We start from the raw sequence: 22,087 nt of genomic DNA, 5'->3' as shown, positions 1-22,087 counted from the left end.
AGGAAAAAGGTTATAAAGATATGAGTTTAAAAATATTAAGATTAAACCAAGTAGTAGAATTGACAGGAACTAGCAAAAGTACTATCTATAGATGGATAAGTAATAGCCAATTCCCTAAACCGATTAATCTATCTAGTAGTAGTGTAGGGTGGCTGGAAGCTGATATAAACGACTGGATACAGTCAAAGATAGAAGCTAGGGGGTAGATAATGAATATCACTAAATTTAATGATTTTGTATCAGATATAGGATACTCATTACCTAATAGCTTTAATTATAACATAGGTTTAGATGAGCTGATTAGATTTAAAGATATTAATAAAAATAAAGATAATAAAGATTTATGGCTAAAAAATATTGATAATAATATCTTTGTCTTTGGCGACTGGAAAACAGGCGAGAAATACAATTATATAGATAATGACAATCAGTATAACTACCATAATAAAAAAGAAACTAGCTACAAGATACAACAGCAAAAAAAAGCAGAGCTACAGAGTAAGCAAGAGCTAGCAAGTAAGTTAGAAAGTTATTATTTATCTTTACCAAGTGCAGATGATAGCCACCCGTATTTAGTCGCTAAGGGTATTAAAAGTCATGAAGCTATCAAACAAGATAATGATAAATTGATTATCCCATGTATTGGGATAAATAAGCCTTTTAACGGGAAGCTACAGAGCATACAAACGATACTACCTAACGGCTTTAAACAATTCTACAAGGGTTCTAATGCTAGCAGTAGTTTTCTAATGCTAAATAAATCATCAAATGAAAAGTTTATTTTTGTAGAGGGTTTAGCCACTGGTTTGAGTGTTTTAAGATTTGCAAAAAGTCAAAGGTTAGACCATTTGTACAGCGTAATAATTTGTTTTAATTGTAATGGTTTAAAACCTATTATTAGTTATTTCTATGGCTTATATCCTGAGGCTGAACTAGAGATATGGGCTGATGATGACTTAAGCGGGGTAGGTATTCAAAAAGCTAAGGAGGTTGCTAATAGTATCCCTAATGTATATATCAATCCTCCACCGTTAACAGATGAGGAAAAACAAAACGGTTTATCTGATTGGAACGACTACATACCGACTATAGGGGAATTTTAGAAATGAATATTTTAGAGATGCAAAAAGATATAGTACAGCCTAAGCCTTTACCATTACCAAGCGATAGAAAAGAGCTACCAATATTTAATATTGATTGCTTACCAAAAGTTATAGCTAATTATGTAGATAACTTAGCAAATGCAATACAACAGCCTAGACAGTATATAGCTACTTCATGTCTAGTTAGTATAGCTGGTTTACTAGGTAATAAAGTTTGTTTAGATGTTGATGATAGAAAAGCCTACTCTATTCTTTGGGGTATGTTGATTGGCGATAGTGGAACTGGCAAAACGCCTAGCATTAATGAGCCTATGCAACCAATAAAAGAAATAGATAAACAGCTTTTAGATGATTATTTAAAAGACTATGCTAATTATCAAACATTATTAGAGTTATACGATATTGAGCTAAAAAAATTAAAGTCTAAACTTAAAGATTGTAAAGATGAGCAAAAGCAGAGTATTAAAGAGCGAATAGAAGCCTCTAAGAAGCTCAAACCAATAAAACCATATTCTAGGGAAATATGTATTAATACAGCTACTAAAGAAGCTTTACTAAGTCAGTTAGCAGATGACAGCCCTAACGGTTTAATATTAGAAATTGATGAGCTTATGGACTTTATACAATCAATTATTAAAAGTGAAAAGATAGAAGACCATAAACTTTATGTAGAGGCTTATAATAATGGAAGCTTTAAGAGTAAAACTATATCTAGGGGTACTCAATATATAGAAAATGTAACAATATCTATTATTGGTGGGGTACAAACTCAAAGATTATTAGAGTTTACCAATAAATATAATGGTAGTGGCTTGTTAGCTAGGTTTCAATTAATCCCTATAGCTGAAAAACAGCAAAGAATATATAAAGATACTAAACTAGATTTTAGCATAAAAAGCGAGTATATAAACTTACTTAATAAGCTAAAGAATATCCCGCAAAGATTTAATATAGTTGATAATGAAAAGGTAAAAGCAGAGCCTAAAAAATACAGTTATACAACCGAAGCCAAGAGCCTATATATTAACTGGTTTAATAATAATGAAAAAGTAAAAAATGAGAGTGGCCAGAGTGATTTAATGATAGAGTATCTAGGTAAAGCTACTAATACTTTTCATGCTTTGGCTTTGATATATCATCTAGCAGATAATGACAATAGCGACCATATAAGTAAAGAAGTAGTACAAAAGGTTATAACTACATTAGATTATTTCTATGATTGTGCAGATTATCTCTATGGCTATAATTTCAATAAGTCGTTAGATTTAGCCAAAAAGATTGTTAATATCAAAACTAAGTTAAAAAAGAAAAATGGTTTTAGTATTGGCGATATTACTAGAAGTAAAAATAGCTTTAGAGATTTGGACAAAGAGCTAGTACAAGAATCTTTAGATATATTAGAGCAATACCACCATATAAAGAAAACTGACAAACAAGGAGTTAAATATATTAAATATGACTGGTTATAATATCTTTTTTCTAATTCCTTAACACAACCAACACAATTAACACAACCACCCTAGAAACCTTTTAAACAAAGGCTTTGGGATATGTTAGACCTTTAACACACAAAATCATAAAAATAACACAACTATATAAAAATCAGCCTAATTTATATCATTATATAATTACTTCTAACATTACATAACTAACAAAATGTAATACTTATAATGACAATCAATATACAAAAAGTAAGGTTAAAAAATGGATAAAATACAAAAGCCCACGCCTATAGAAAACTTATCAATAAGCGAAATATACGAAACCTTATATACTTATGGTTTAGAGCATATATTAACAAAAGGTACAGCTGAAGAAAAAGAAATAACAACTATGTATTTATTGAATATTCTAGGTAAAGATTTAGGTTTATTACTTGATTTACTTTTTGGGCTTGGAGATGTAGCAGATAGAGAGTATCAAGATAACAGTATTAAGAAATCAGAGCTTAAACAAAGACTTATCAAGTTATTTGACTATATGGAGGCTATTTAAATGACTATAGAGGCGATAGCATGGCAACATGGTTATACATTACCCGATAATGTAGAAACTCAAACTATGGCTAAATATAGATGGTTTGATAAGAGCAAATATATAGTAAGGGTAGATTGGGATAGCTTTGTCTTTGGTAATAAAAGAACAGGCGAGAGATACAAAGTAATTAATGGCGAGTTAGTAGAAAAAGAGCAAGGTATAAAGATATGAGAGAGCAAAACCACAATATAGACTTTAAAACCAAAACTATACCAATAACATTAAGACTTAATGAAAACGAGCTACAGCAACTTAAAAACACAGCTAACCAACATGGAGTAGGCTATAGCGTAATAGTTAAATCATTAATCTGTAAATTCAATAGGAACTTAATTAACTTCTTATAACTCTAATATAGCAAGGTTTACACAAGGGTATAAATAAAAGTTGTGTTAAAATCATGTTTTTATGTGTTAGCACTACCCCACAGCTCAAACCTTTATATATCAATGCTTTTGGCTATGTTGTGTTAATTGTGTTGGATGTGTTAGAGAAAATAAAAAATACTATTTCAAAGCTAAAATCAGACAATCTAACAGCTGATATAATATCTATTATCAAAATTATCTATTACTTAATTATATGGCTAATAATCTAACAGCTAAACAATTAGAGTTTTGCAAATACTACTTACAGAGTGGAAACGCTACAGAGGCATATATACAAGCCTACGATACTGAAAACATGAAAGAGCAAACTATATATAACGAGGCTAGCAAATTGCTCAAACATGAAAAAGTAGCAGAGTTTATAGAAACTATCCAAAAAAGGGAAATGCTAGGAGCTTTTAATACTAGACAAAAGTATTTAGATAAACTAGATGAGATTATAGATAGTGATGATAGTACTATGGCTGAAAAGATACAGGCTATTAATACAGTCGCTAAGCTCAAACAGTGGGATAAAAGAAAAGCAGGTTTACAAATAGACTATCAAGAGGAATACGACCTACTACAAAGAAGTCTAGCAACTGGTTTATTAGGCGACCCTGACAGATATCCTAGAAAAGATATCTAATTACCGCTATAATACCCTTAGTTTTTTGGTTAAATAACATACTAAAAAATATAAAGATACATACTCAAATACATACTAGAACTAATAGTTTAAATTTGAGTGTATATAAATAAAGGGTTGTGGCTGATAGTTTGTATCCCGCCGCCACCAGTTGTATTCATTTTTTTTGAATAATAATTTAAAATAGTTATTATTTATATATAAGAACTCAGGTATAGATTTTAATGAAAAAAATATTAACTTTTGCTCTCATTATTACATTATTAGGCAGCTGTACCTTGATAAACGATAGAAATGTAACTTCTAGCGCTACTCCTCTTGTACAGAGACAGCAAAGTTCATTACTTACTAATAAAACCCAAGGTAACAAACCATTTTTTGATTTTATCAAATATGCCTAACTACTAACTTTGATTTTTATATTTATTGAAAAGCTGCTGTGACTGATTAGATACTTGTTGTCTGTTTTCGCTGCTAATTTGGTCTGTATTCTGATTTGCGTTTTGGATATTTTGTTGCATAAGCTCTAAATTTTTTGCATCTATTGAATTAAATGACAATACAGTTATAAAAGTAATCAAAAATTTTTTCATATGGATATTTTCTTATAAAACTATTTAGTAATAACTCTAACTAAGAAAATGTAAACATGCAACGAACATTTTTTACAATAAAAAGTTTATGCTTTGTGAAAATATTTTATAGAATAGTCATCAATTATTAATTTAAGATATTTATAAAAATGATTAAAAAATATTCTTTACTATTTGCTATAGGACTTATTTGGGGCTCACAATTTATCTTTCAAAAAGAAGCTATCGAACATTTCCCACCAATTTTGATCGCTTTTGCTAGATCATTTATTGGTTGTTTGATTCTTTGTTTTGTTTGTTATTTTTTAGGTTTAAAATCCAAATCATTCAAAAAAGATTTTGCTATTTACTCCTTAATAGCTTTTCTTGAAGCTACAATGCCTTTTATGCTAATACCATGGGGTCAAAAATTCACTAGTCCATCCATTACTGCTATTCTGACTGGAACAGTGCCTTTTTTTGTTGTTTTGCTTGGACCATTAGTAGTTAATTCTAGAATAACTTTTGCTAATATTTTAAGTATTTCAGTCGGATTTATTGGTTTATTAATATTATTTTATCCAAATTTAGTAGCTGACAATCATTCAATAAATATATATGGGATATTAGCAATACTATTAGCAACTACATCCTTTGCGCTAGCTTTATTACTTTTAAGTAAATCTTGTTTCCACGATAATCCTATTATTGTTTCAAGAAATATTCTTATTGCTTCAACTTTACAGTTATCTATCTTACTGATTATATTTAAGCCAAGCTATGCCAGCATTCATTCTTCTACTTTTGCACTATCTTCTTTAGTATATTTAGGTATATTTTGTGCTGGTATTGTATATTTTCTTTATGCTTCTTTGATAAAAGTCGCTGGTCCCGTTTTTACCTCTTTTACTAACTACTTAGTACCTTTGTTTGGAGTTATCTTTGGTATATTAATCAACCATGATCCTTCTAACATAACTGTTTGGATATCTTTAATTATCATCCTATCTGCTGTTAGCCTTAACTATATAACTAAACACTAATCATTATTTATGATTTATTATTTTCTATGCTAGATCACTACTTCTTTGATAAAATATAAATGTCATTAAAAATCTTAGGAGAATACAAATGAAATGTCCATTTAAAGAAAATGATTCTTGCTGTAAGCAGTTTTGGTTTTGTGCGTTAGCTGTCTTTTTAACAGTATTAGGAGTTGCTGTCGCATTGAAAATTATAACGCTAATTTTATGTATATTTCCTGGTTCTGTACACGAAAATACATGGCTTGTAGTTATATCTATCGTTTTAGTACTATTTGCCGCTAAATACCATAAAAAAGGCCACTGTGGCTGTGGTCCCAAATGTGACTGTCCTTGTAACAAAAATCAAGCTAGTAAATGTTGTGATTCAAATAAGGAAAACTCTGCTGAATAAATCTTCGGACATCTATTTTTCATAACTAATTACTATATTTATGTCTTATAATATCTATATATTCAAATTCTTTTTTCTAAAATTTAGATAATGCAGTATTTAGAACAAAACTGTAAATTAACATTACACGAGAGTCTAGAAGAATATAATAAAAATTACTCTTTCCTAAACTCAAATGATGGACATGATGAAGCTAGCAAATGGTTTAGAAATCATGATATCACACATATTTTATTTGGAACTATTCCTTTTGAAATTAGAGGTGAAGCTATAAATGACACTTGGACTTTAGTAGGTACTAATGTCACTCTCAAAGGTTATAAAAAGTTTCTTAGCCATGTTGATTATAAAACTGTTATAAATAGTTATAAACGAAAGTATAAGTATACTATCATCATTTATTTAGTGACTCTTAGCTATATCCCTGTATGTTTATTAACTATATTTAGAGCTTATAAAATGTCTAAAAAATGGAATTGGTATAATTATGATGAATATCTAAATATACCTCTTTCAGAAATTAGAAAAGAGTTTAATATAAAGGTTATAAAGCCTTAATTTTTAATGTTTGTATAACTTTTTTGATTTATCAATAAAACGTATAAAATAGCAGATATAACTACAAATACTAGCGTAAATAAGTTATAAGAAGATATATTTTCATATATATATCCAAATACTAATTCAGATACTAAGTATGCAAAAATAACCCATGATGAAGCAAATGCTTTTGTGATTTTAGAAAAATCTCCTTTGCTATCTATATATGCGTATATTAAGAAAAACACTATATGGAGAACTAATGCAACAACTAAGTTAAGTACTCCTGCAATCATCAACAAATATGTCAAAAACATATATACTAAAAAAGCTATAGTTCTAGAAAAAGGTAGATAGCTCAAAGGTAAAGGATCAACCTTGTTTGCTTTGATTTTTGCGTATGCAATAGGTAGAGCTATACATGATACTAATATAAAAGTCGTTGTTAAAGAAGCTATCATCTGCCAGTTTCTAAAGAAAAATATCAAAATCAAAGAGCATATAAATGAAAAAATTAATGAAGTACGCGAAACGTTTACACCCTCAGTTACTCTAGCAAAATAACCAGGCATTTGTTTTGCCTTTGACATTTCATTTAGCATACGCGTACTAGCACCTAGATAGATAATACCTGTTCCTGATGGGCTAATCAGAGCATCTGCATAAAGTACCAAAGCTAAAGCATTTAAACCTAATATTCCTGTTAATTGAGCTAAAGGAGATTCAAAATTTAAGCCACCCCAACCATTCTCTAGCATTTTCTCAGGTACACCACCAATAAATGATATTTGTAATAATAAATATATGAATAATACTATCAATACACTACTAACTAATGCTATTGGAATATTTTTTCTAGGATTATCTAGCTCTGCTGAGAAACTAGCTGCCATCTGAAATCCAAAAAATGAATAAAATATACCACAAGTAACAATAGCATTAAAAATACCACTAACTCCATCTGGCATAAATTTAACATTTTCACCACCAAAATTACTTGAATGAAATGCTGCTATCATTATTATCACAGATGTAGCTATGGGTATGATTATCTTTATAGATGTTAGTGAGTTATTGATTTTTGATAGAGATTTGATACCCCAATAGTTTATTAAAGTATACAATAGCATAAACACTGCAACTACCAAAACACCTACAAAAGTAAGTTCACCATTGCTAAATACATAAGGAGTAATTGGCTCATATATAGAAGAAATATATTGTGTTGTAGCCATAGCTTCTGACGGTACAATTATAAGCCCTAGCATCCAGTTTGATAATCCTGTTACAAAACCAAAATGCTGATTATGCGATATGGTTACTAATCGCGTAAATAATCCATTTGTAGGATATTTAACAGCTAGTTCTGATAATAAGAAAGCCATTAAAAGAACTACAAAAGCTCCTATAATCCATGAGAAAATTGATGAAGCTCCTGTTGCTTGTGAGGCATAATAAGAAGCATATAACCATCCACTACCAAGCATAGTACCGACACTTAATGCTATAGCAGTAAATAGACTAGGTTTTTTTGTATTTTTCATAATTTTATTTCACCTATTTTTTAAGATTTGTATCCAAAAACAAATATATTATTCTTAATAAATAGATTTTAATCAATAAAATAATCTGCAGGGATAAAAATTGACTAATATATTAAAAATACCATAGAATGGTTGTTTTTGATAAATAGTAATCAACATGAAATATAAATTATTTTTAGTTACTTTTATAACACTTTTTTTAAATACTTCTTATGCAACTAATATTTTATTTTTAAGCTATGATTACGGCGATGCAAATGCTTTTAAAGAATTAATGCCTGAATTATCTAATAGAAAAATAAATTATGAAATTATAGCTATTGGAAAATCTAGAGATAGGTTCAAAGATAATCTGATAAAAGATATTAACTGTTTAAGAGAGTTTGATAATGATTATTTAATAAAAGATAGATCTAATCTAATAAGTAAAAATAATATAGTCTGCCTAAAAAATAGCTTAAAATATAAGCCTGATATTATAATCAGTGGTATGTCTAGTGGCTCGCTAGCAGCAATACTTAATAGCTTTGATAATGTTAAAAAAGTTGCTTATTATGATAACTTTGATCCATATCCAAAAAATGATCCTAATTATTATACATCCAGCTTTATAAATACTCTTAAAAATAAATCTCTAGACAAATTATTTATTGTTGCAGAAAAAACAAAGAATTCATTCAAACAAAAAATTGATATATCTACGAAAGATATTATAGTCGTGGGTAATCCCTCCCTTATAGAGTGGCAAAAAACAAATAAAAAATGTCCATCAAAAAAAAGTTTAATAGAATATTTAAATATTGATTATAAGAAGAATTTTATTGTTTTTGCGGGAGATACTACTGAAGATTATAAAGAGTCTTTTTATAATTTTGCTGAAGCTATAAAAAATATGCCTAATTATATAGCTATAGTAAGCTATCACCCTAAAACGAATGGTGAATTTGAAAAAAATATAAAGAATATTTTAGATATTAAAAATATGGTAATTGCTGATACTGATTCAAAAAACCCATCCACTATATGCTTATCAACTTTAAGTAATATTTTTATAGTACATAAATCTTCTATGGGTTCACAAGCTTTAAGTGCTTCAAAAAATGTTATTTTTATTGCTAAAAATACATATAAGAATAGTGCTATTGATTACGGCTTAGCTGATCTAGTTTATTTTCCCAAAGATATAATTAAAAGTATAAAGAAAAACTATAATAAAGATACTGATGACAACTTCTATATTACTTATGGAATCCCTAAAGACTCTATAAAAAGCTTTATTAATTCAATTTTAGATACTACTAAATAATTTAAATTTTCATTGGCATTATGATAAACAAGCTATTATCTTTTTCATCCTTAACCAAAGCACTCATATTTGGATTATCAAGATAAATAGTCATAGTTTCTTCACTTAAAACATTAATAATGTCTAAAAGATATTTGTAGTTAAAACATATTTCCATATCATTATCATTATACTGAACTTCTACTTTATCTTCAGCCTTTTCATTATCAGGATTATTTGCAGATAAAAGTACTTGTCCCTGAGATATATTCAAACGTACACCTTTGTATTTATCATTAGCTAAAATAGATGTTCTTAACAATGAATTTTTCAAAACTTGCTTATCTACAGCAAGAAGCTTAGTATTATTTTTAGGGATTACTTTTTGATAATCTGGATAACGACCATCTATAAGTTTTGATATAAATGCATAATTACCAAACTCTGCTTTAAGATAGTTCTTACCTAAACATATTTTGATATTTTCTTCTGTTTTGCCAACTATTTTCTTAAGTTCTAAAATAGCCTTTTTAGGAATTATTGACTGCGAATCACTATCTAAAACTTTACTATCTATTATAGACTCTGTAATAGACATTCTGTGTCCATCTGTAGATACTGCTCTTAATAGATTTGAGTTAATTTCCCAAAACATCCCATTTAAGAAATATCTAGTATCATCATTAGCCATAGAAAAATCTACTTTTGAGATAATATGATGAAAGTCTTGTTGAGAAAGATCAAAGCTTGCTTGCTCATTAATATTACTGTCAATTAAAGGATAATTATCAGCATTTAGCGATATAAGGTTAAATGTACTATTATTAGAAATAATTGTAACTTTATTATCATCAATTCTAAAGTCGATCATAGAGTTATCATTTAAACTTCTAACAATGTTGTATATTTTGTCAGCATTTAACGCTAACTTTATGTTTGTATTACAACTAACAGCTATATTACATGATATCTCTGTATCAAGATCAGAAGCTGTAATTTTAAGATTATTGTTATTTATATCAAACAATATACATGATAATAAAGGCATTGTACTTTTACTATTAGCCACTGATAACATTGACTGTAAAGGCTTTAGTAAGTCATCTCTATTTAGTACAAAATTCATTTTTAAAAACCCCTTTGATAATAGTTCCTATTTTTATTTAACGAGAAATCTTGTCTAAAAGCAACTCATAATCATCAGATATTGAAGTATTGCTTTGTCTTAATTTAGTTATAGCTTTGACAGCATGCATAACTGTAGTGTGATCTCTACCACCAAAGGCATTACCTATCTCTGGTAAGCTATGTGATGTCAACTCACGTGCCAAACTCATTGCTATTTGTCTTGGTCTAGCTATATTTCTACTTCTTTGATTAGAAGTTAAGTCTTTTACCCTAATTCTATAAAAGTCAGCAACAACCTTTTGGATATTATCTATTTTTACTTTCTTTTCTTGTATTTTTATAACATCTCTTAAACAAGCTTGCGCTACTTCTATAGTAGGATCTTTATGATTAAATTTAGAGGTTGTCAGCACTCTATTTAAAGCGCCCTCTAACTCTCTAACATTTGTACGTACATTTTCAGCTATAAAAGCTGCTGTTTCATTAGGTAGTTTTTGTCCTAAGTCATGTGCTTTTTTGAGCAAAATAGCTATTCTAGTTTCTAAATCAGGCATATCTACAGAAACTGTTAGACCATATCCAAAACGTGAAACTAATCTTTCTTCCAAACCTTCTATTTCATTTGGATACTTATCACTAGTCAAGATAATCTGTTTACCATTTTCATACAAAGCATTAAAAGTATGGAAAAACTCTTGAGCTGTACCTTCTTTACCTGCTATAAACTGAATATCATCTATAAGAAGAATATCTGCAGATCTATACACTCTCTGAAACTCATCTTGATCTTGTAATCTAATTGAATTTACATAATCTTTAATAAATTGTTCAGAGTTTGTGTATATAATTCGAGCATTTGGATTAACTTCTCTTGCATGATTACCAATAGCCTGCATCAAGTGAGTTTTACCAAGTCCACTACCACCATATATAAATAATGGGTTATGCAATTTACCAGGATTGATAGATACTTGCATAGCTGCTGCTCTAGCTATTTTGTTTGCATCACCAACTACAAAACTATCAAAAACATATTTTTCTTTTAATGGTAAACCAAAAGAATACTCTTGATCATCTTTATCTGTAATTAGCATAGCTTCATCAAAACCAAATAACTCCTGAGATGCAGAATTTTTAGAAGATAATTTTTTCTGACTCTTTTTAGGCTCTTGATTTAAGCTTGTTTCTTCAGAATCGTCTTTTATTTCAACATTTTTTTGATTAAAAAAATTAGCTTGTGGACCAACTGAAGTAACTTCTGGAGATTTTTCTCCAGAGAATTTTTTATTAGAATATTCTATAAGCAAATCACCATCATGAAACTCTTGTATAGTAGATGAAATAATTTCACCATACTTAGATTTGATGTGTTTTTTAAAATATTCATTATTACAATAAATTGTGAATAAGTAGTTATTCTGCTCTACATGTATAGGTTTAATCCACGTTTTATATTCAAACGTAGAAAGGCTTTTTTTTAGCTTTTTTAAACACTTATTCCATGTAGTCATAATAAAAAAATGTCCCAATAACCTTTAATTTAAAAGGATAACCAATAGTTGGCATAACAAATTAATTGAATGTGTAAGATTTTATTGCAATAAAAAAAAATAAGCAAATATAATTATTTAAACCTGTGGATAATTATGTTAATTAATTTGTTTATTTATTTAGGAGAATGTTGTTAAATAACTTATTCACAAATATGTTGATACTTTTGTTGATAAATTTGATAATTTTTTATCCACATTTTTGTCCAGTTTATTTCATCCACTTTTTTACATACTTATACATCTCTTTTAAACTATCTAATTTGTAAGCTCTATATAGCTTTCGGCAAGTTATCCACACAAAAATGTCTACATAATAAATAATAATATAAAGAAAAAGAAATTAAGTTATATATAAATAAAGAAAAGAAAAATAATCAAAAATATAAAAAAAAATTTTTTTCTTTATAATGGATGTTAATAAGATAAAAATACTTTTTCTAATGTCATTAAATACTGAAATATTTTTAAATATAAATAAATATGAGCAAAGAATAGCAATAAAAGAAAATAATATACTTAAAGAAATTCTAATTGAAAGAGATAATCAAAAAAGAATTGTTGGGAATATTTATAAAGGTAAAATAATTAGAGTACTTCCTGGTATGCAAGCAGCATTTGTAGACATAGGATTAGAAAAAGCAGGTTTTTTACATTTATCAGAAGTTATTCCATTAGAAAGAGATGATGAAGAATCTGATGAAAACTTCAAACTAAATAAATTAAATACTGAAGATATCAATAAATGGTTGCGTGAAGGTCAAGAAGTATTAGTTCAAGTTGTCAAAGAAAGTATTGGTAATAAAGGTGTAAAACTAACTTCACACTTATCAGTGTCATCTCGTTTTTTAGTTTTTTTACCTGATTTAGACCATATTGGTATATCTCTTAAGATAAGTAAAGAAGAAGAAAAACAAAGATTATTAGATTCAATTAAAAAAATTACCCAAAGTGAAAATCCTCGTGGATATATTCTAAGGACTGCTGCAGAGGGTGCTAGTTATGAAGAATTAGAAAATGATATCAAGTTTTTAAATAATTTATGGCAAGATATTTTGGATATTTCAAGCACTATAATCAAACCTGGTGTTGTATATGAAGATTTTAGTTTGATAATAAAAACAATTAATATTTTTGCTAATGACAATCCTGATAAAATCCATGTTGATGATATAGATTCATATAAAGAAATTTGCCAATTTGCTGACAAATATATTCCTGGTTTAAGAGATAAAATAGAGCTTTATCAAAAACATAATATTTTTGAAGAATATGATATTGATGTTGAAATAAATAAAGCTTTGGATAAAACAGTATATCTCAAATCAGGAGGTTATTTGGTTATTGAGCAAACTGAAGCAATGATAACTATAGATATAAACACAGGTGGTTTTATTGGAACCAAAAATCTAGAAGAAACTATATTTAAGACAAATCTAGAAGCTACAAAAGAGATAGCAAGGCAACTAAGGTTGAGAAATTTAGGTGGTATAATAATTATAGATTTCATAGATATGATGGATGAATCACACAAAAATCAAGTTTTAGAAGCCTTAAAGAAGGAATTAGAGCTTGATAAGGCTAAGACTAGTGTAAGTGATATTTCGGAGCTAGGATTGGTTGAAATGACGCGTAAAAGGGTACATGAGAGCTTGTTAAGGACATTATGTCAGCCGTGTGAACATTGTAATGGTAAGGGAAGCGTCAAAACACTACAAACAATTTGTTATGATATTTTTAGAGAAATTAAATCAGAATCAAAAAATTATCCAAATTATAATAATTTTTTGCTTATGTCTTCAAAAAAAATTATAGATTACATTGAAAGAGAAGAGTCTATATGGTTAGCAGAATTAGAACTAGAGATTGATAAAAATATATATCTAAAAGCTGAAAGTAACCATATATACAACCAATATGACATAATTCCATTAAATTAAAAAAAATTACAAAACATTGTTGACAGCTTAATAAAAAGAGCTATAATACATACTCATAGTCGCCGACTTAGCTCAATAGGTAGAGCAACTGACTTGTAATCAGTAGGTCGCCAGTTCGATTCCGGCAGTCGGCACCATAACGGAGTGGTAGTTCAGTTGGTTAGAATACCTGCCTGTCACGCAGGGGGTCGCGGGTTCGAGTCCCGTCCATTCCGCCATATTCTCATTAAGGTCTAGTTCTTAAAACTCAGTTTTCCCCTTTTTACTTCTGATATCTTGATCTAGACCTTAATTTTTTACCTTTTCTTTTAAAACAAATGAATAAGACAGTTTATTTAATCAGTATGTACTACAAAAAACAGTAGTTATCCTCCTTGCTTGACACGCGGATCTATTAGATATTGGAGAAATTCTCACCTTAGTGAGAATGACTTGATAATTAAATCGGCAGTCTTTAAATTTGATAGTTTAAATCTATGTGTCTAAAAGTTATTTAGATATACTCAACGATTTTTAGTATTTAATGTTTTTATGCATAAGAACAAAAGTTGTTATATTTTATGTAATGATGTACCATTACAAAATTACATTAAAAATTATTTTTTTATGAATTCAATTAATGGATGGCAACAATTAGTAAATATTTTATCTGAAACTTCAGATCCTAAAGATATTGATGTTATTTGTGATTTTTTATTAACTAAAGAAGAAAAAGAACAATTAAGTAAAAGGGTATTATTAACTAAAGAACTAATAAAAAAAACTAAATCACAAAGAGATATATCTAAAGAAATAGGTATAAGTATTTGTACAGTTACAAGATGTTCTAACGCCCTAAAAGATTGTTCTACAAGAGTAAAAGAAATATTCTCTGATAATATAAAAGGTGATTAAATGTCAGTAAAAGAGCCAGAAAAATTTTTAGCTTCGCATATATATAATTTAGATTATCAAGAAGATTTAAATAGATGTTTTGCTAATTTATGTACTAACAAAAAAAATACTATATTGTTAGAATCAGCAGAAATAGATACAAAAGATAAACTCAAAAGTATTTTGGTACTAAATAGTGCCTTGCGTATAGCTTGTATTGAAAATAAAGTTTTTATGAAACCATTATCCAAAAATGGTGAATATGCCCTAAAAGAGATACAAAAAAACATCAAAGAAGGTATTGAATATATATATGATAACAAACAATTAATATTAACTTTTAAATCAATAAAAGATTATCAACTCAATGAACATCAAAAATTAAAAAAACAGTCAGTTTTTGATGCCTTAAGAATTATAAAAGATAGTTTTGAAATATATAATGAATTTAGTATTTTTTTGGCTGGTTTATTCGCTTATGATGTTGTTGGTAGTTTTGAAGAAATAGGTCAAGTAAAACGTAAGAATAAATGTCCAGACTATGTATTTTATTTAGCTGATACAATACTTGTAAGTGATCATCAAGAAAAAAATACGTTTATACAAGTTAATAGCTTTGGACATCAAACAATATCAGATTTAGAGGATAGTGTTGCTGTAATTAAGCAAAATATAAATAATGATATAGAGTTAAAAGTTGAAAAATTTAGCAATTTAGAACCTAAAGAATCAATAAATGATAGAGATTTTTGTGGTGTAGTAGATAAACTAAAATCACATATTATAGATGGTGATATATTCCAAGTTGTACCTTCACGAAGTTTCTTTTTGCCATGTCAAAATTCTTTGGAAGTTTATAAAGAGCTTAAGCGTACAAATCCTAGCCCGTATATGTTTTATATGCAAGATGAAGATTTTATTATTTTTGGAGCATCGCCAGAAAGTGCCTTAAAATATCAAAAATCTACGAATCAAGTAGAAATATATCCTATAGCAGGCACACGTAGAAGAGCAAAAAATCCAGATGGTAGTATTAATGCAGATTTAGATAGTAGGATTGAGCTAGAGCTTAGATTAGATGCTAAAGAAAATGCAGAACATATGATGTTAGTAGATTTAGCACGTAATGATGTTGCAAGAATATCAAAAACAGGCACTCGCTATGTTGCTGATCTTTTAAAGGTTGATAGATATAGTCATGTTATGCACTTAGTATCTAGAGTGGTAGGTCAGCTTGCTGATGATTTAGATGCTTTGCATGCTTATCAAGCTTCTATGAATATGGGTACATTAACAGGTGCACCAAAAATTAAAGCAATGCAGTTAATATCAGCAGTTGAAAAACAGACTAGAGGTGGGTATGGTGGAGCTGTTGGTTATTTTAATGGGTATGGTGATTTAGATAGTTGTATAGTTATACGTTCTGCTTATGTTGAAGATGAAGTAGCAGAGGTTCAAGCAGGTGCAGGTGTAGTGTTGGATTCTATACCTATAGCAGAAGCTGATGAAACTAGAACAAAAGCGCAAGCTGTAATATCAGCTATCAAAAATGTACATGGAGTGTAGTTAATGGCTAATATTATATTTATAGATAATTTTGATTCATTTTCTTATAACTTAGTGGATGAATTTAGAGTTCTAGGAAATAATGTTGAAGTATTTAGGAATAATTTATATCTGGAAGTTCTTTTGGATAAAATTAATTCAACTGATAATCCTATAGTTGTGATATCGCCTGGTCCTGGTAATCCTGCAAGTGCAGGATGTATAGTTGATCTTATATCAGTTATTAAAGGTAAGGTACCAATTATAGGAATATGTTTAGGTCATCAAGCTATAGTTGAAGCTTATGGTGGTATAGTATCTCATGCTAACGAAATTGTTCATGGTAAAACTGCTAAAGTTAAATTTATAAAGCATGGTATTTTTGAAGGTTTGGAATCACCATTGAGTGTGGCTAGATATCATTCTTTAGTAGCTATTAAAGTACCAACTGGCCTAGAAACTGTGGCAGAAGTTAATGATTTGGTAATGGCTGTAGTAGATGATAAAAATAAGGTCTGTGGTTTACAGTTTCATCCTGAATCAATAATGACTATACATGGTTCTAAACTCTTAGATAATATAGTTAGATGGGTGCAACAATGATTAGTTTAAGAGATATTGTAGATAAATTATTTAATTCAGAAGATCTTAATTATGAAGAAAGTTATCAGCTTTTTGATTATTTTATCAAAGGTCAAATAGAGCTACCTTTACAAACTAGTATATTAATAGCTCTCAAACTAAAACAAGAAACTTCGACAGAAATAGCAGCCGCAGTAGAAGCTCTACTTGATAATACAAAAGAGTTCCCAAAAATAAATGGAGATTTAGCTGGAATAGTTGGGACTGGTGGAGATGGGTTTAATACTATTAATATTTCTACAACAGCTGCGATTGTTGCAGCGGCAGCTGGTTATAAGGTTGCTAAACATGGTGGTCGCAGTGTATCAAGTAAATCAGGATCTTTTGATCTTTTAGAATCTTTTGGTGTCAATATAGAATTATCACCAGAGCAAACAAAAGAATGTTTAGAGCTATATAATCTTGGATTTTTATTCGCTCCATTTTATAGTGAGGGATTTAGGTATATAAAAGAGGCTAGAACTATTTTAAAAACAAGAACTATTTTTAATATTTTAGGACCTTTGATAAGCCCAGCTAGACCAAATAAGGTTGTAATAGGAGTTTACTCAAAAGATTTAATTTTGCCAATGGCAAAAACTCTAATTAATCTTGGGATAGACAGAGCCGTAGTGGTATATGGAAGTGGCTTAGATGAAGTAGCAATACATGATGATACTTATGTCGCTGAAATACAAAATAATCAGATAATGGAATATAAAGTTTCTCCTGTAGACTTTGGTATAGATAGATATGCAATCAAAGATCTTGAAGGTGGCTTACCAGAGCAAAATAGAGAGATTATAAAGCAAATACTTCAAGGTAAGGGTAAACAAGCGCATAATGCTGCTGTAGCTGTAAATGTGGCTATGCTTATGAAGCTTTATGGTAAAGATAATCTAAAACAAAATACTCAAGAAATACTAGAACTTATAAAATCAGGTAAGTGTTTTTATACGTTACAGCAAGTTATAAATTATGGTGATAAAAGCCATTAATGTATGTATTTTGATTTTTTTTAACAATAAATTTTGTTATATTTTTAGAATAAATATAAGAATTTTTTTAAAATGAATGTTATTGAAAAATATGTCCAGCTTTTTACAAAGTTAGAAATGGATGATAGTTTATTTTCGCCGGATGGACCTGAATTATGTCCTGCTGATGGAACTAGGACTTTAGCAGAATATGCTCATGGTTTACCTAAAGATAGTTATCAATATATACAAAAGATTAAGCTTAAAGAATTGATTTGTAAAAATGCTAATGTAGATGGACAAATTGAATTGCACGGTGTTGCAAGATTTAAGCTATATTGGAAAGTAAATCAAGGTAAAGCAAAAATGACTATGGTACAAGTACTCCATAGTAAAAATGGTATTATCCATTATCTAAATTCTTTTTGGGATTTTGAATATTTTACTAAATTATGTGAAATTCATCCTGAGCTTAAAAAGATTTTTGAGAAATGAAATTACTTATATTAACTAGCTATATTTTATTTAGCTTATCGCTGATTTGAATAAAATAGGAGAAGAAAATGGATAAAAATGATTTTGAGTATCTTTTGACTAAAAAAGCTTGGGAGGATAAGGAGTTTGCAGATTTATTAACTAGTAACCCTTATCAAGCTTTAGCTCAGTTGGGAGTATCTATTCCCGGTAATATAAAGCTAAAAGTAGTACAACAAAAAAAAGATACTTTATATTTCACTATTCCTGCCTTTGATAAAAAGCGTAGTCAAGAAAAGCCATTTCAACTTAATCAGATAGATATATGGTCAAGTGGGAAAATGTTTTTATGGTTAGCATCAGCAGAGCAAAAAGCAAAGTTGCTACAACTTCGAAATAGCATATTTAGAACAGGAGTTAATGATGAGTAAGCGCTTTACAGAAGATCATTATCAAAAAATATGTACAGACCTTGAATATAGAGAAAAACTTATAAAAAATCCAAAAGTTACTTTAAATGAAGAGTATGGTACCACTATCAATGATGAAGTAAATGTTGAAGTTATAGAGCAAAGTGATGATGCTATTACAATAATTTTGCCTGCTAAACCTGATAATCCAGACGATATAGAGTCAGAACTAGAAACTGTAACTGAACAGGTAGTTGATTTATTGTTTACTCATGATGGCATGGGTGGATTTTTGATTCCTGATGATAAGTTGAAGTGGGAGTTGCGTAATATGAGAAAGGACTGGATGAAGAAACTAGATCTAGATTTAGAAAATTTTTAATATTCTAATCATCAGCAAATTTATTTATTCAACATTTGTTTATATAATTTTTTAGTATCATAATTCAAATTAAGGATTATATTATGATTAAGAAGATTATTTATAGTTTATCAATACTATCTTGTAGTCTAAGTTTCTCAGCTGATAGTGATACTAAATATCAAAAAGCTGTATTTGCAGGTGGTTGCTTTTGGTGTTTAGAATCAGATTTTGAATATATGCAAAAACATCAAGATTTAAGCCATGATGGTATCATAAAGATTATTTCTGGTTATGATGGTGGTTTGCAAAAAGATCCTACTTACAAAACAGTATCTGCAGGTATTACAAACTACAAAGAATCAGTAGAGGTTGTATATGATCCTACTAAAATTAGTTATCAAGATTTAGTAGAGTATTTTTATCGTCGTATAGATCCTACAGATTCTAAAGGACAGTTTTGTGATAAAGGTGAGCAATATCAATCAGCTATATATTATAGCGATGATAAACAAAAACAGGTTGCTGAAGATGTTACTAAAAAATTAAAAGCAGAATTTAAAAAACATAACCAACCTGTATATACTCAAATTTTACCATCTACACATTTTTATAAAGCCGAAAGTTATCATCAAGATTATCATCATAAAAACCCTAAAAGATATTGCTATTATCGTACAGGATGTGGTCGTGATGTAACAGTGAATAAAGTTTGGCAAAATATAGATTGGAAATATAGTAATATAACACCTTTTAATATACCATCTAGCTATGCAGAATGTTTAACAAGATAGTAAAATGAAAGTAGTAGGTGTAGCATCAAAAGTTTCTAATGATAGGGAAGATTTACTTGAAGAAGCTTGGGAGCTTTTCTTTAATAGTGAGGTATTAGAGTATCTTAATGGTCAAAATATATCTCAGGATATAATATCTGTTTATTATGGCTATGAAGGCGATCATACGGCTCCATATACTCTTTTGATAGGTTATGAGGTAGCAGAGTCTTTTGAGGTACCAACAGGGTTAAATTCTGTGCAAATTGAGCTTAACCATCAAACGCACCGTGTTGAAGGCGAGCTACCTGATGCTATTATTGATAAATGGCAACAAATTTGGGCAGATAATTCTAAAAAGAGAGCTTATAAAGCAGATTTTGATAGATATAATCCTATTGAAGATTATGCTGAAGTTAATGTCGAATATTTAAAATAAATAATCTTCAAATAAACAAAGTACAGAAAAATTCAACTTTTATTCTTTTTTCGTTTAAAATACTTCATAAAATTATATAAATAATAAGTATTATGGAAACTATATTAGCTAAGATAGTTGAAGCAAAAAGAAATTGGCTTTTTGCAAAAAAAAGATTATTTCCACTAGATGTATTCAAAAAAGAAGTTATCAAAACAGATAGAGATTTTTATCAGGCTTTAGAATCAGACAAAGCAGTATTTATTCTAGAGTGTAAAAAAGGATCTCCTTCTAAAGGAGTTATCCGTAAAAAATTTGATCTAAATGAAATAGCAGCAGTATATAAAAATTACGCAAATGTAATATCTGTACTTACAGATGAAGAATTTTTTATGGGTAGCTTTGCAAATCTAGATATTGTTAGAAAGCAAGTAACTCAACCTATACTTTGTAAAGATTTTATTATAGATGAGTATCAAATATATTTAGCAAGGTATTATCAAGCTGATGCAGTGTTACTGATGCTTTCGGTATTAGATGATAATGAGTATAAGAAACTAGCAAAAGTAGCTAATCGTCTAGGTATGGGTATCTTAACTGAAGTTAGTAATGAAGAAGAACTTGAAAGAGCTATCAAACTCAAAGCAAAAGTTATAGGTATTAACAATCGTAATCTAAGAGATCTTTCTATTGATCTAAATACTACGCGTCTTTTAGCGCCAAAAATACCTAAAGGAACAATTATTATTTCAGAATCAGGAATTTATAAAAATCAAGAAATCCGTGATTTAAGAAATTATGTTAATGGCTTTTTGATAGGTAGTTCTATTATGAGTGAACGCAATCTAGAACTTGCAGTTAGAAAGCTTGTATATGGTTTTAATAAGGTTTGTGGTCTTACTTCTGTAGAAAATGCCCAAAAAGCATATAATGCAGGAGCGGTGTATGGAGGATTTATATTTGTAGAGAAATCTCCTCGCTGTGTAGATTTTGCCATGGCAAAACAAATAACTAAAAAAGTTAGATTAAACTATGTAGGTGTATTTGCTAATGCTAGTATTGAAGATGTTGTAAATACTGCTTATGGTTTGAAACTTAGTGCAGTGCAGTTACATGGTGACGAAAATCAAGAATATATAGATGCACTAAAATCAAAACTACATAGAAACTGTCAGATATGGAAAGCTTATGGAATTGACAAAACTGTCCCAGAGTTTTTTGCTAATGTAGATTATCACTTATTGGATGCTCAAGTAGATGGTAAATCAGGTGGTACTGGTAAAGCTTTTGATTGGAGTCTTATCAAAGATAGAAAAAATATAATACTTGCTGGTGGTCTGAATCCTAAAAATATAGCAAAAGCAATAGAGCTAAGATGTTCTGCTTATGATATTAATTCAGGTGTAGAATCTGAGCCAGGACAAAAAGATCAGCAGAAATTAAAAGAAGTTTTTGAGGTTATAAGAGACTACTAGCATCTTA

General features: G+C 29.0%; 26 protein-coding genes and 2 tRNA genes. 24 read left to right on the top strand and 4 right to left on the bottom strand.

What is annotated here, in order from left to right:
* The first annotated feature begins 20 nt into the window (after positions 1-20).
* The 7 genes from IMS64_RS09330 (at position 21) to IMS64_RS09300 (ending at position 4,157) form a co-directional block, all read left to right on the top strand.
* Positions 21-206 (top strand): helix-turn-helix transcriptional regulator, encoded by a 186-nt coding sequence (locus tag IMS64_RS09330; protein ID WP_211490524.1) that lies wholly within the window; start codon positions 21-23, stop codon positions 204-206.
* A gap of 3 nt (positions 207-209) precedes the next feature.
* Positions 210-1,103, top strand: coding sequence for a primase/helicase family protein (locus IMS64_RS09325; RefSeq protein WP_211490523.1), 894 nt, complete (start codon positions 210-212; stop codon positions 1,101-1,103).
* 2 nt (positions 1,104-1,105) lie between these two features.
* Entirely contained in the window at positions 1,106-2,572 is a 1,467-nt protein-coding gene (locus IMS64_RS09320; protein ID WP_211490522.1) for a DUF3987 domain-containing protein, read from the top strand.
* Positions 2,573-2,807: 235 nt separating this feature from the next.
* A complete protein-coding gene (locus IMS64_RS09315) occupies positions 2,808-3,098 on the top strand; it encodes a hypothetical protein (RefSeq protein ID WP_211490521.1) in 291 nt (96 codons plus the stop codon).
* Positions 3,099-3,311: a hypothetical protein gene (locus IMS64_RS09310; protein WP_211490520.1), complete on the top strand. Its 213-nt coding sequence runs from the start codon at positions 3,099-3,101 to the stop codon at positions 3,309-3,311.
* Positions 3,308-3,487 (top strand): CopG family transcriptional regulator, encoded by a 180-nt coding sequence (locus tag IMS64_RS09305; protein ID WP_211490519.1) that lies wholly within the window; start codon positions 3,308-3,310, stop codon positions 3,485-3,487. Before IMS64_RS09310 ends, IMS64_RS09305 begins: the two co-directional genes overlap by 4 nt.
* 235 nt (positions 3,488-3,722) lie before the next feature.
* The gene (locus IMS64_RS09300) at positions 3,723-4,157 is read left to right on the top strand and encodes a terminase small subunit (protein WP_211490518.1); all 435 of its coding nucleotides are present in this window, start codon (positions 3,723-3,725) and stop codon (positions 4,155-4,157) included.
* Positions 4,158-4,561: 404 nt separating this feature from the next.
* On the opposite strand, the gene IMS64_RS09295 is transcribed toward IMS64_RS09300, so the two are convergent.
* On the bottom strand, positions 4,562-4,750 hold the full coding sequence (locus tag IMS64_RS09295) for a hypothetical protein (RefSeq protein WP_211490517.1): 189 nt from the start codon (positions 4,748-4,750) through the stop codon (positions 4,562-4,564).
* A 149-nt stretch (positions 4,751-4,899) separates the two neighbouring features.
* On the opposite strand from IMS64_RS09295, the gene IMS64_RS09290 reads away from it, so the two are divergent.
* The 3 genes from IMS64_RS09290 to IMS64_RS09280 all read left to right on the top strand — a co-directional run bounded on the left by IMS64_RS09290 (position 4,900) and on the right by IMS64_RS09280 (position 6,724).
* Positions 4,900-5,772, top strand: a complete 873-nt coding sequence (locus IMS64_RS09290; protein ID WP_150463363.1) for a DMT family transporter — start codon at positions 4,900-4,902, stop codon at positions 5,770-5,772.
* A gap of 88 nt (positions 5,773-5,860) precedes the next feature.
* Complete coding sequence (locus IMS64_RS09285) at positions 5,861-6,166, top strand: hypothetical protein (protein WP_004286827.1); 306 nt, start codon at positions 5,861-5,863, stop codon at positions 6,164-6,166.
* 90 nt (positions 6,167-6,256) lie between these two features.
* Positions 6,257-6,724 (top strand): hypothetical protein, encoded by a 468-nt coding sequence (locus tag IMS64_RS09280; protein ID WP_211490516.1) that lies wholly within the window; start codon positions 6,257-6,259, stop codon positions 6,722-6,724.
* Here the strand turns inward: IMS64_RS09280 and IMS64_RS09275 are convergent.
* On the bottom strand, positions 6,721-8,250 hold the full coding sequence (locus IMS64_RS09275) for an APC family permease (RefSeq protein WP_211490515.1): 1,530 nt from the start codon (positions 8,248-8,250) through the stop codon (positions 6,721-6,723). The two genes, IMS64_RS09280 and IMS64_RS09275, sit on opposite strands and share 4 nt — an antisense overlap.
* Positions 8,251-8,407: 157 nt before the next feature.
* On the opposite strand from IMS64_RS09275, the gene IMS64_RS09270 reads away from it, so the two are divergent.
* Positions 8,408-9,556, top strand: coding sequence for a glycosyltransferase family protein (locus tag IMS64_RS09270; protein ID WP_211490514.1), 1,149 nt, complete (start codon positions 8,408-8,410; stop codon positions 9,554-9,556).
* A 1-nt stretch (position 9,557) separates the two neighbouring features.
* Here the strand turns inward: IMS64_RS09270 and dnaN are convergent, their stop codons facing one another.
* Positions 9,558-10,661, bottom strand: a complete 1,104-nt coding sequence (dnaN, locus tag IMS64_RS09265; RefSeq protein WP_012280269.1) for a DNA polymerase III subunit beta — start codon at positions 10,659-10,661, stop codon at positions 9,558-9,560.
* A 37-nt stretch (positions 10,662-10,698) separates the two neighbouring features.
* Entirely contained in the window at positions 10,699-12,174 is a 1,476-nt protein-coding gene (gene dnaA / locus IMS64_RS09260; protein WP_012280268.1) for a chromosomal replication initiator protein DnaA, read from the bottom strand.
* 482 nt (positions 12,175-12,656) lie between these two features.
* On the opposite strand from dnaA, the gene IMS64_RS09255 reads away from it, so the two are divergent.
* From IMS64_RS09255 to trpCF, 13 genes are all read left to right on the top strand, one after another.
* Entirely contained in the window at positions 12,657-14,153 is a 1,497-nt protein-coding gene (locus IMS64_RS09255) for an Rne/Rng family ribonuclease (protein WP_004286832.1), read from the top strand.
* A 61-nt stretch (positions 14,154-14,214) separates the two neighbouring features.
* Positions 14,215-14,290, top strand: a tRNA-Thr gene (locus tag IMS64_RS09250).
* 4 nt (positions 14,291-14,294) lie between these two features.
* A tRNA-Asp gene (locus IMS64_RS09245) sits at positions 14,295-14,371 on the top strand.
* Between the two features lie 388 nt (positions 14,372-14,759).
* On the top strand, positions 14,760-15,047 hold the full coding sequence (gene trpR, locus IMS64_RS09240; protein WP_004286833.1) for a trp operon repressor: 288 nt from the start codon (positions 14,760-14,762) through the stop codon (positions 15,045-15,047).
* Complete coding sequence (locus IMS64_RS09235; protein ID WP_211490513.1) at positions 15,048-16,592, top strand: anthranilate synthase component 1; 1,545 nt, start codon at positions 15,048-15,050, stop codon at positions 16,590-16,592.
* A 3-nt stretch (positions 16,593-16,595) separates the two neighbouring features.
* Positions 16,596-17,174 (top strand): aminodeoxychorismate/anthranilate synthase component II, encoded by a 579-nt coding sequence (locus tag IMS64_RS09230; protein ID WP_088821800.1) that lies wholly within the window; start codon positions 16,596-16,598, stop codon positions 17,172-17,174.
* Positions 17,171-18,190, top strand: a complete 1,020-nt coding sequence (gene trpD / locus IMS64_RS09225; RefSeq protein WP_211490512.1) for an anthranilate phosphoribosyltransferase — start codon at positions 17,171-17,173, stop codon at positions 18,188-18,190. Before IMS64_RS09230 ends, trpD begins: the two co-directional genes overlap by 4 nt.
* Before the next feature lie 72 nt (positions 18,191-18,262).
* A complete protein-coding gene (locus IMS64_RS09220; protein WP_211490511.1) occupies positions 18,263-18,664 on the top strand; it encodes a hypothetical protein in 402 nt (133 codons plus the stop codon).
* 68 nt (positions 18,665-18,732) lie between these two features.
* Complete coding sequence (locus IMS64_RS09215) at positions 18,733-19,074, top strand: NHLP leader peptide family natural product precursor (RefSeq protein WP_211490510.1); 342 nt, start codon at positions 18,733-18,735, stop codon at positions 19,072-19,074.
* Positions 19,067-19,435: a nitrile hydratase subunit alpha gene (locus IMS64_RS09210; RefSeq protein WP_211491109.1), complete on the top strand. Its 369-nt coding sequence runs from the start codon at positions 19,067-19,069 to the stop codon at positions 19,433-19,435. The genes IMS64_RS09215 and IMS64_RS09210 overlap by 8 nt, the downstream gene beginning before the upstream one ends.
* An 83-nt stretch (positions 19,436-19,518) precedes the next feature.
* Complete coding sequence (gene msrA, locus IMS64_RS09205; protein ID WP_088821795.1) at positions 19,519-20,208, top strand: peptide-methionine (S)-S-oxide reductase MsrA; 690 nt, start codon at positions 19,519-19,521, stop codon at positions 20,206-20,208.
* 4 nt (positions 20,209-20,212) lie between these two features.
* Entirely contained in the window at positions 20,213-20,626 is a 414-nt protein-coding gene (locus tag IMS64_RS09200) for a GyrI-like domain-containing protein (protein WP_004286840.1), read from the top strand.
* A 92-nt stretch (positions 20,627-20,718) separates the two neighbouring features.
* Positions 20,719-22,080, top strand: a complete 1,362-nt coding sequence (trpCF, locus tag IMS64_RS09195; protein WP_211490509.1) for a bifunctional indole-3-glycerol-phosphate synthase TrpC/phosphoribosylanthranilate isomerase TrpF — start codon at positions 20,719-20,721, stop codon at positions 22,078-22,080.
* The last annotated feature ends 7 nt before the right edge of the window (positions 22,081-22,087 follow it).

This window comes from Francisella philomiragia, assembly GCF_018135955.1.
GTDB lineage: Bacteria > Pseudomonadota > Gammaproteobacteria > Francisellales > Francisellaceae > Francisella > Francisella philomiragia.
This window is presented reverse-complemented; position numbering and strand designations above follow the sequence as displayed.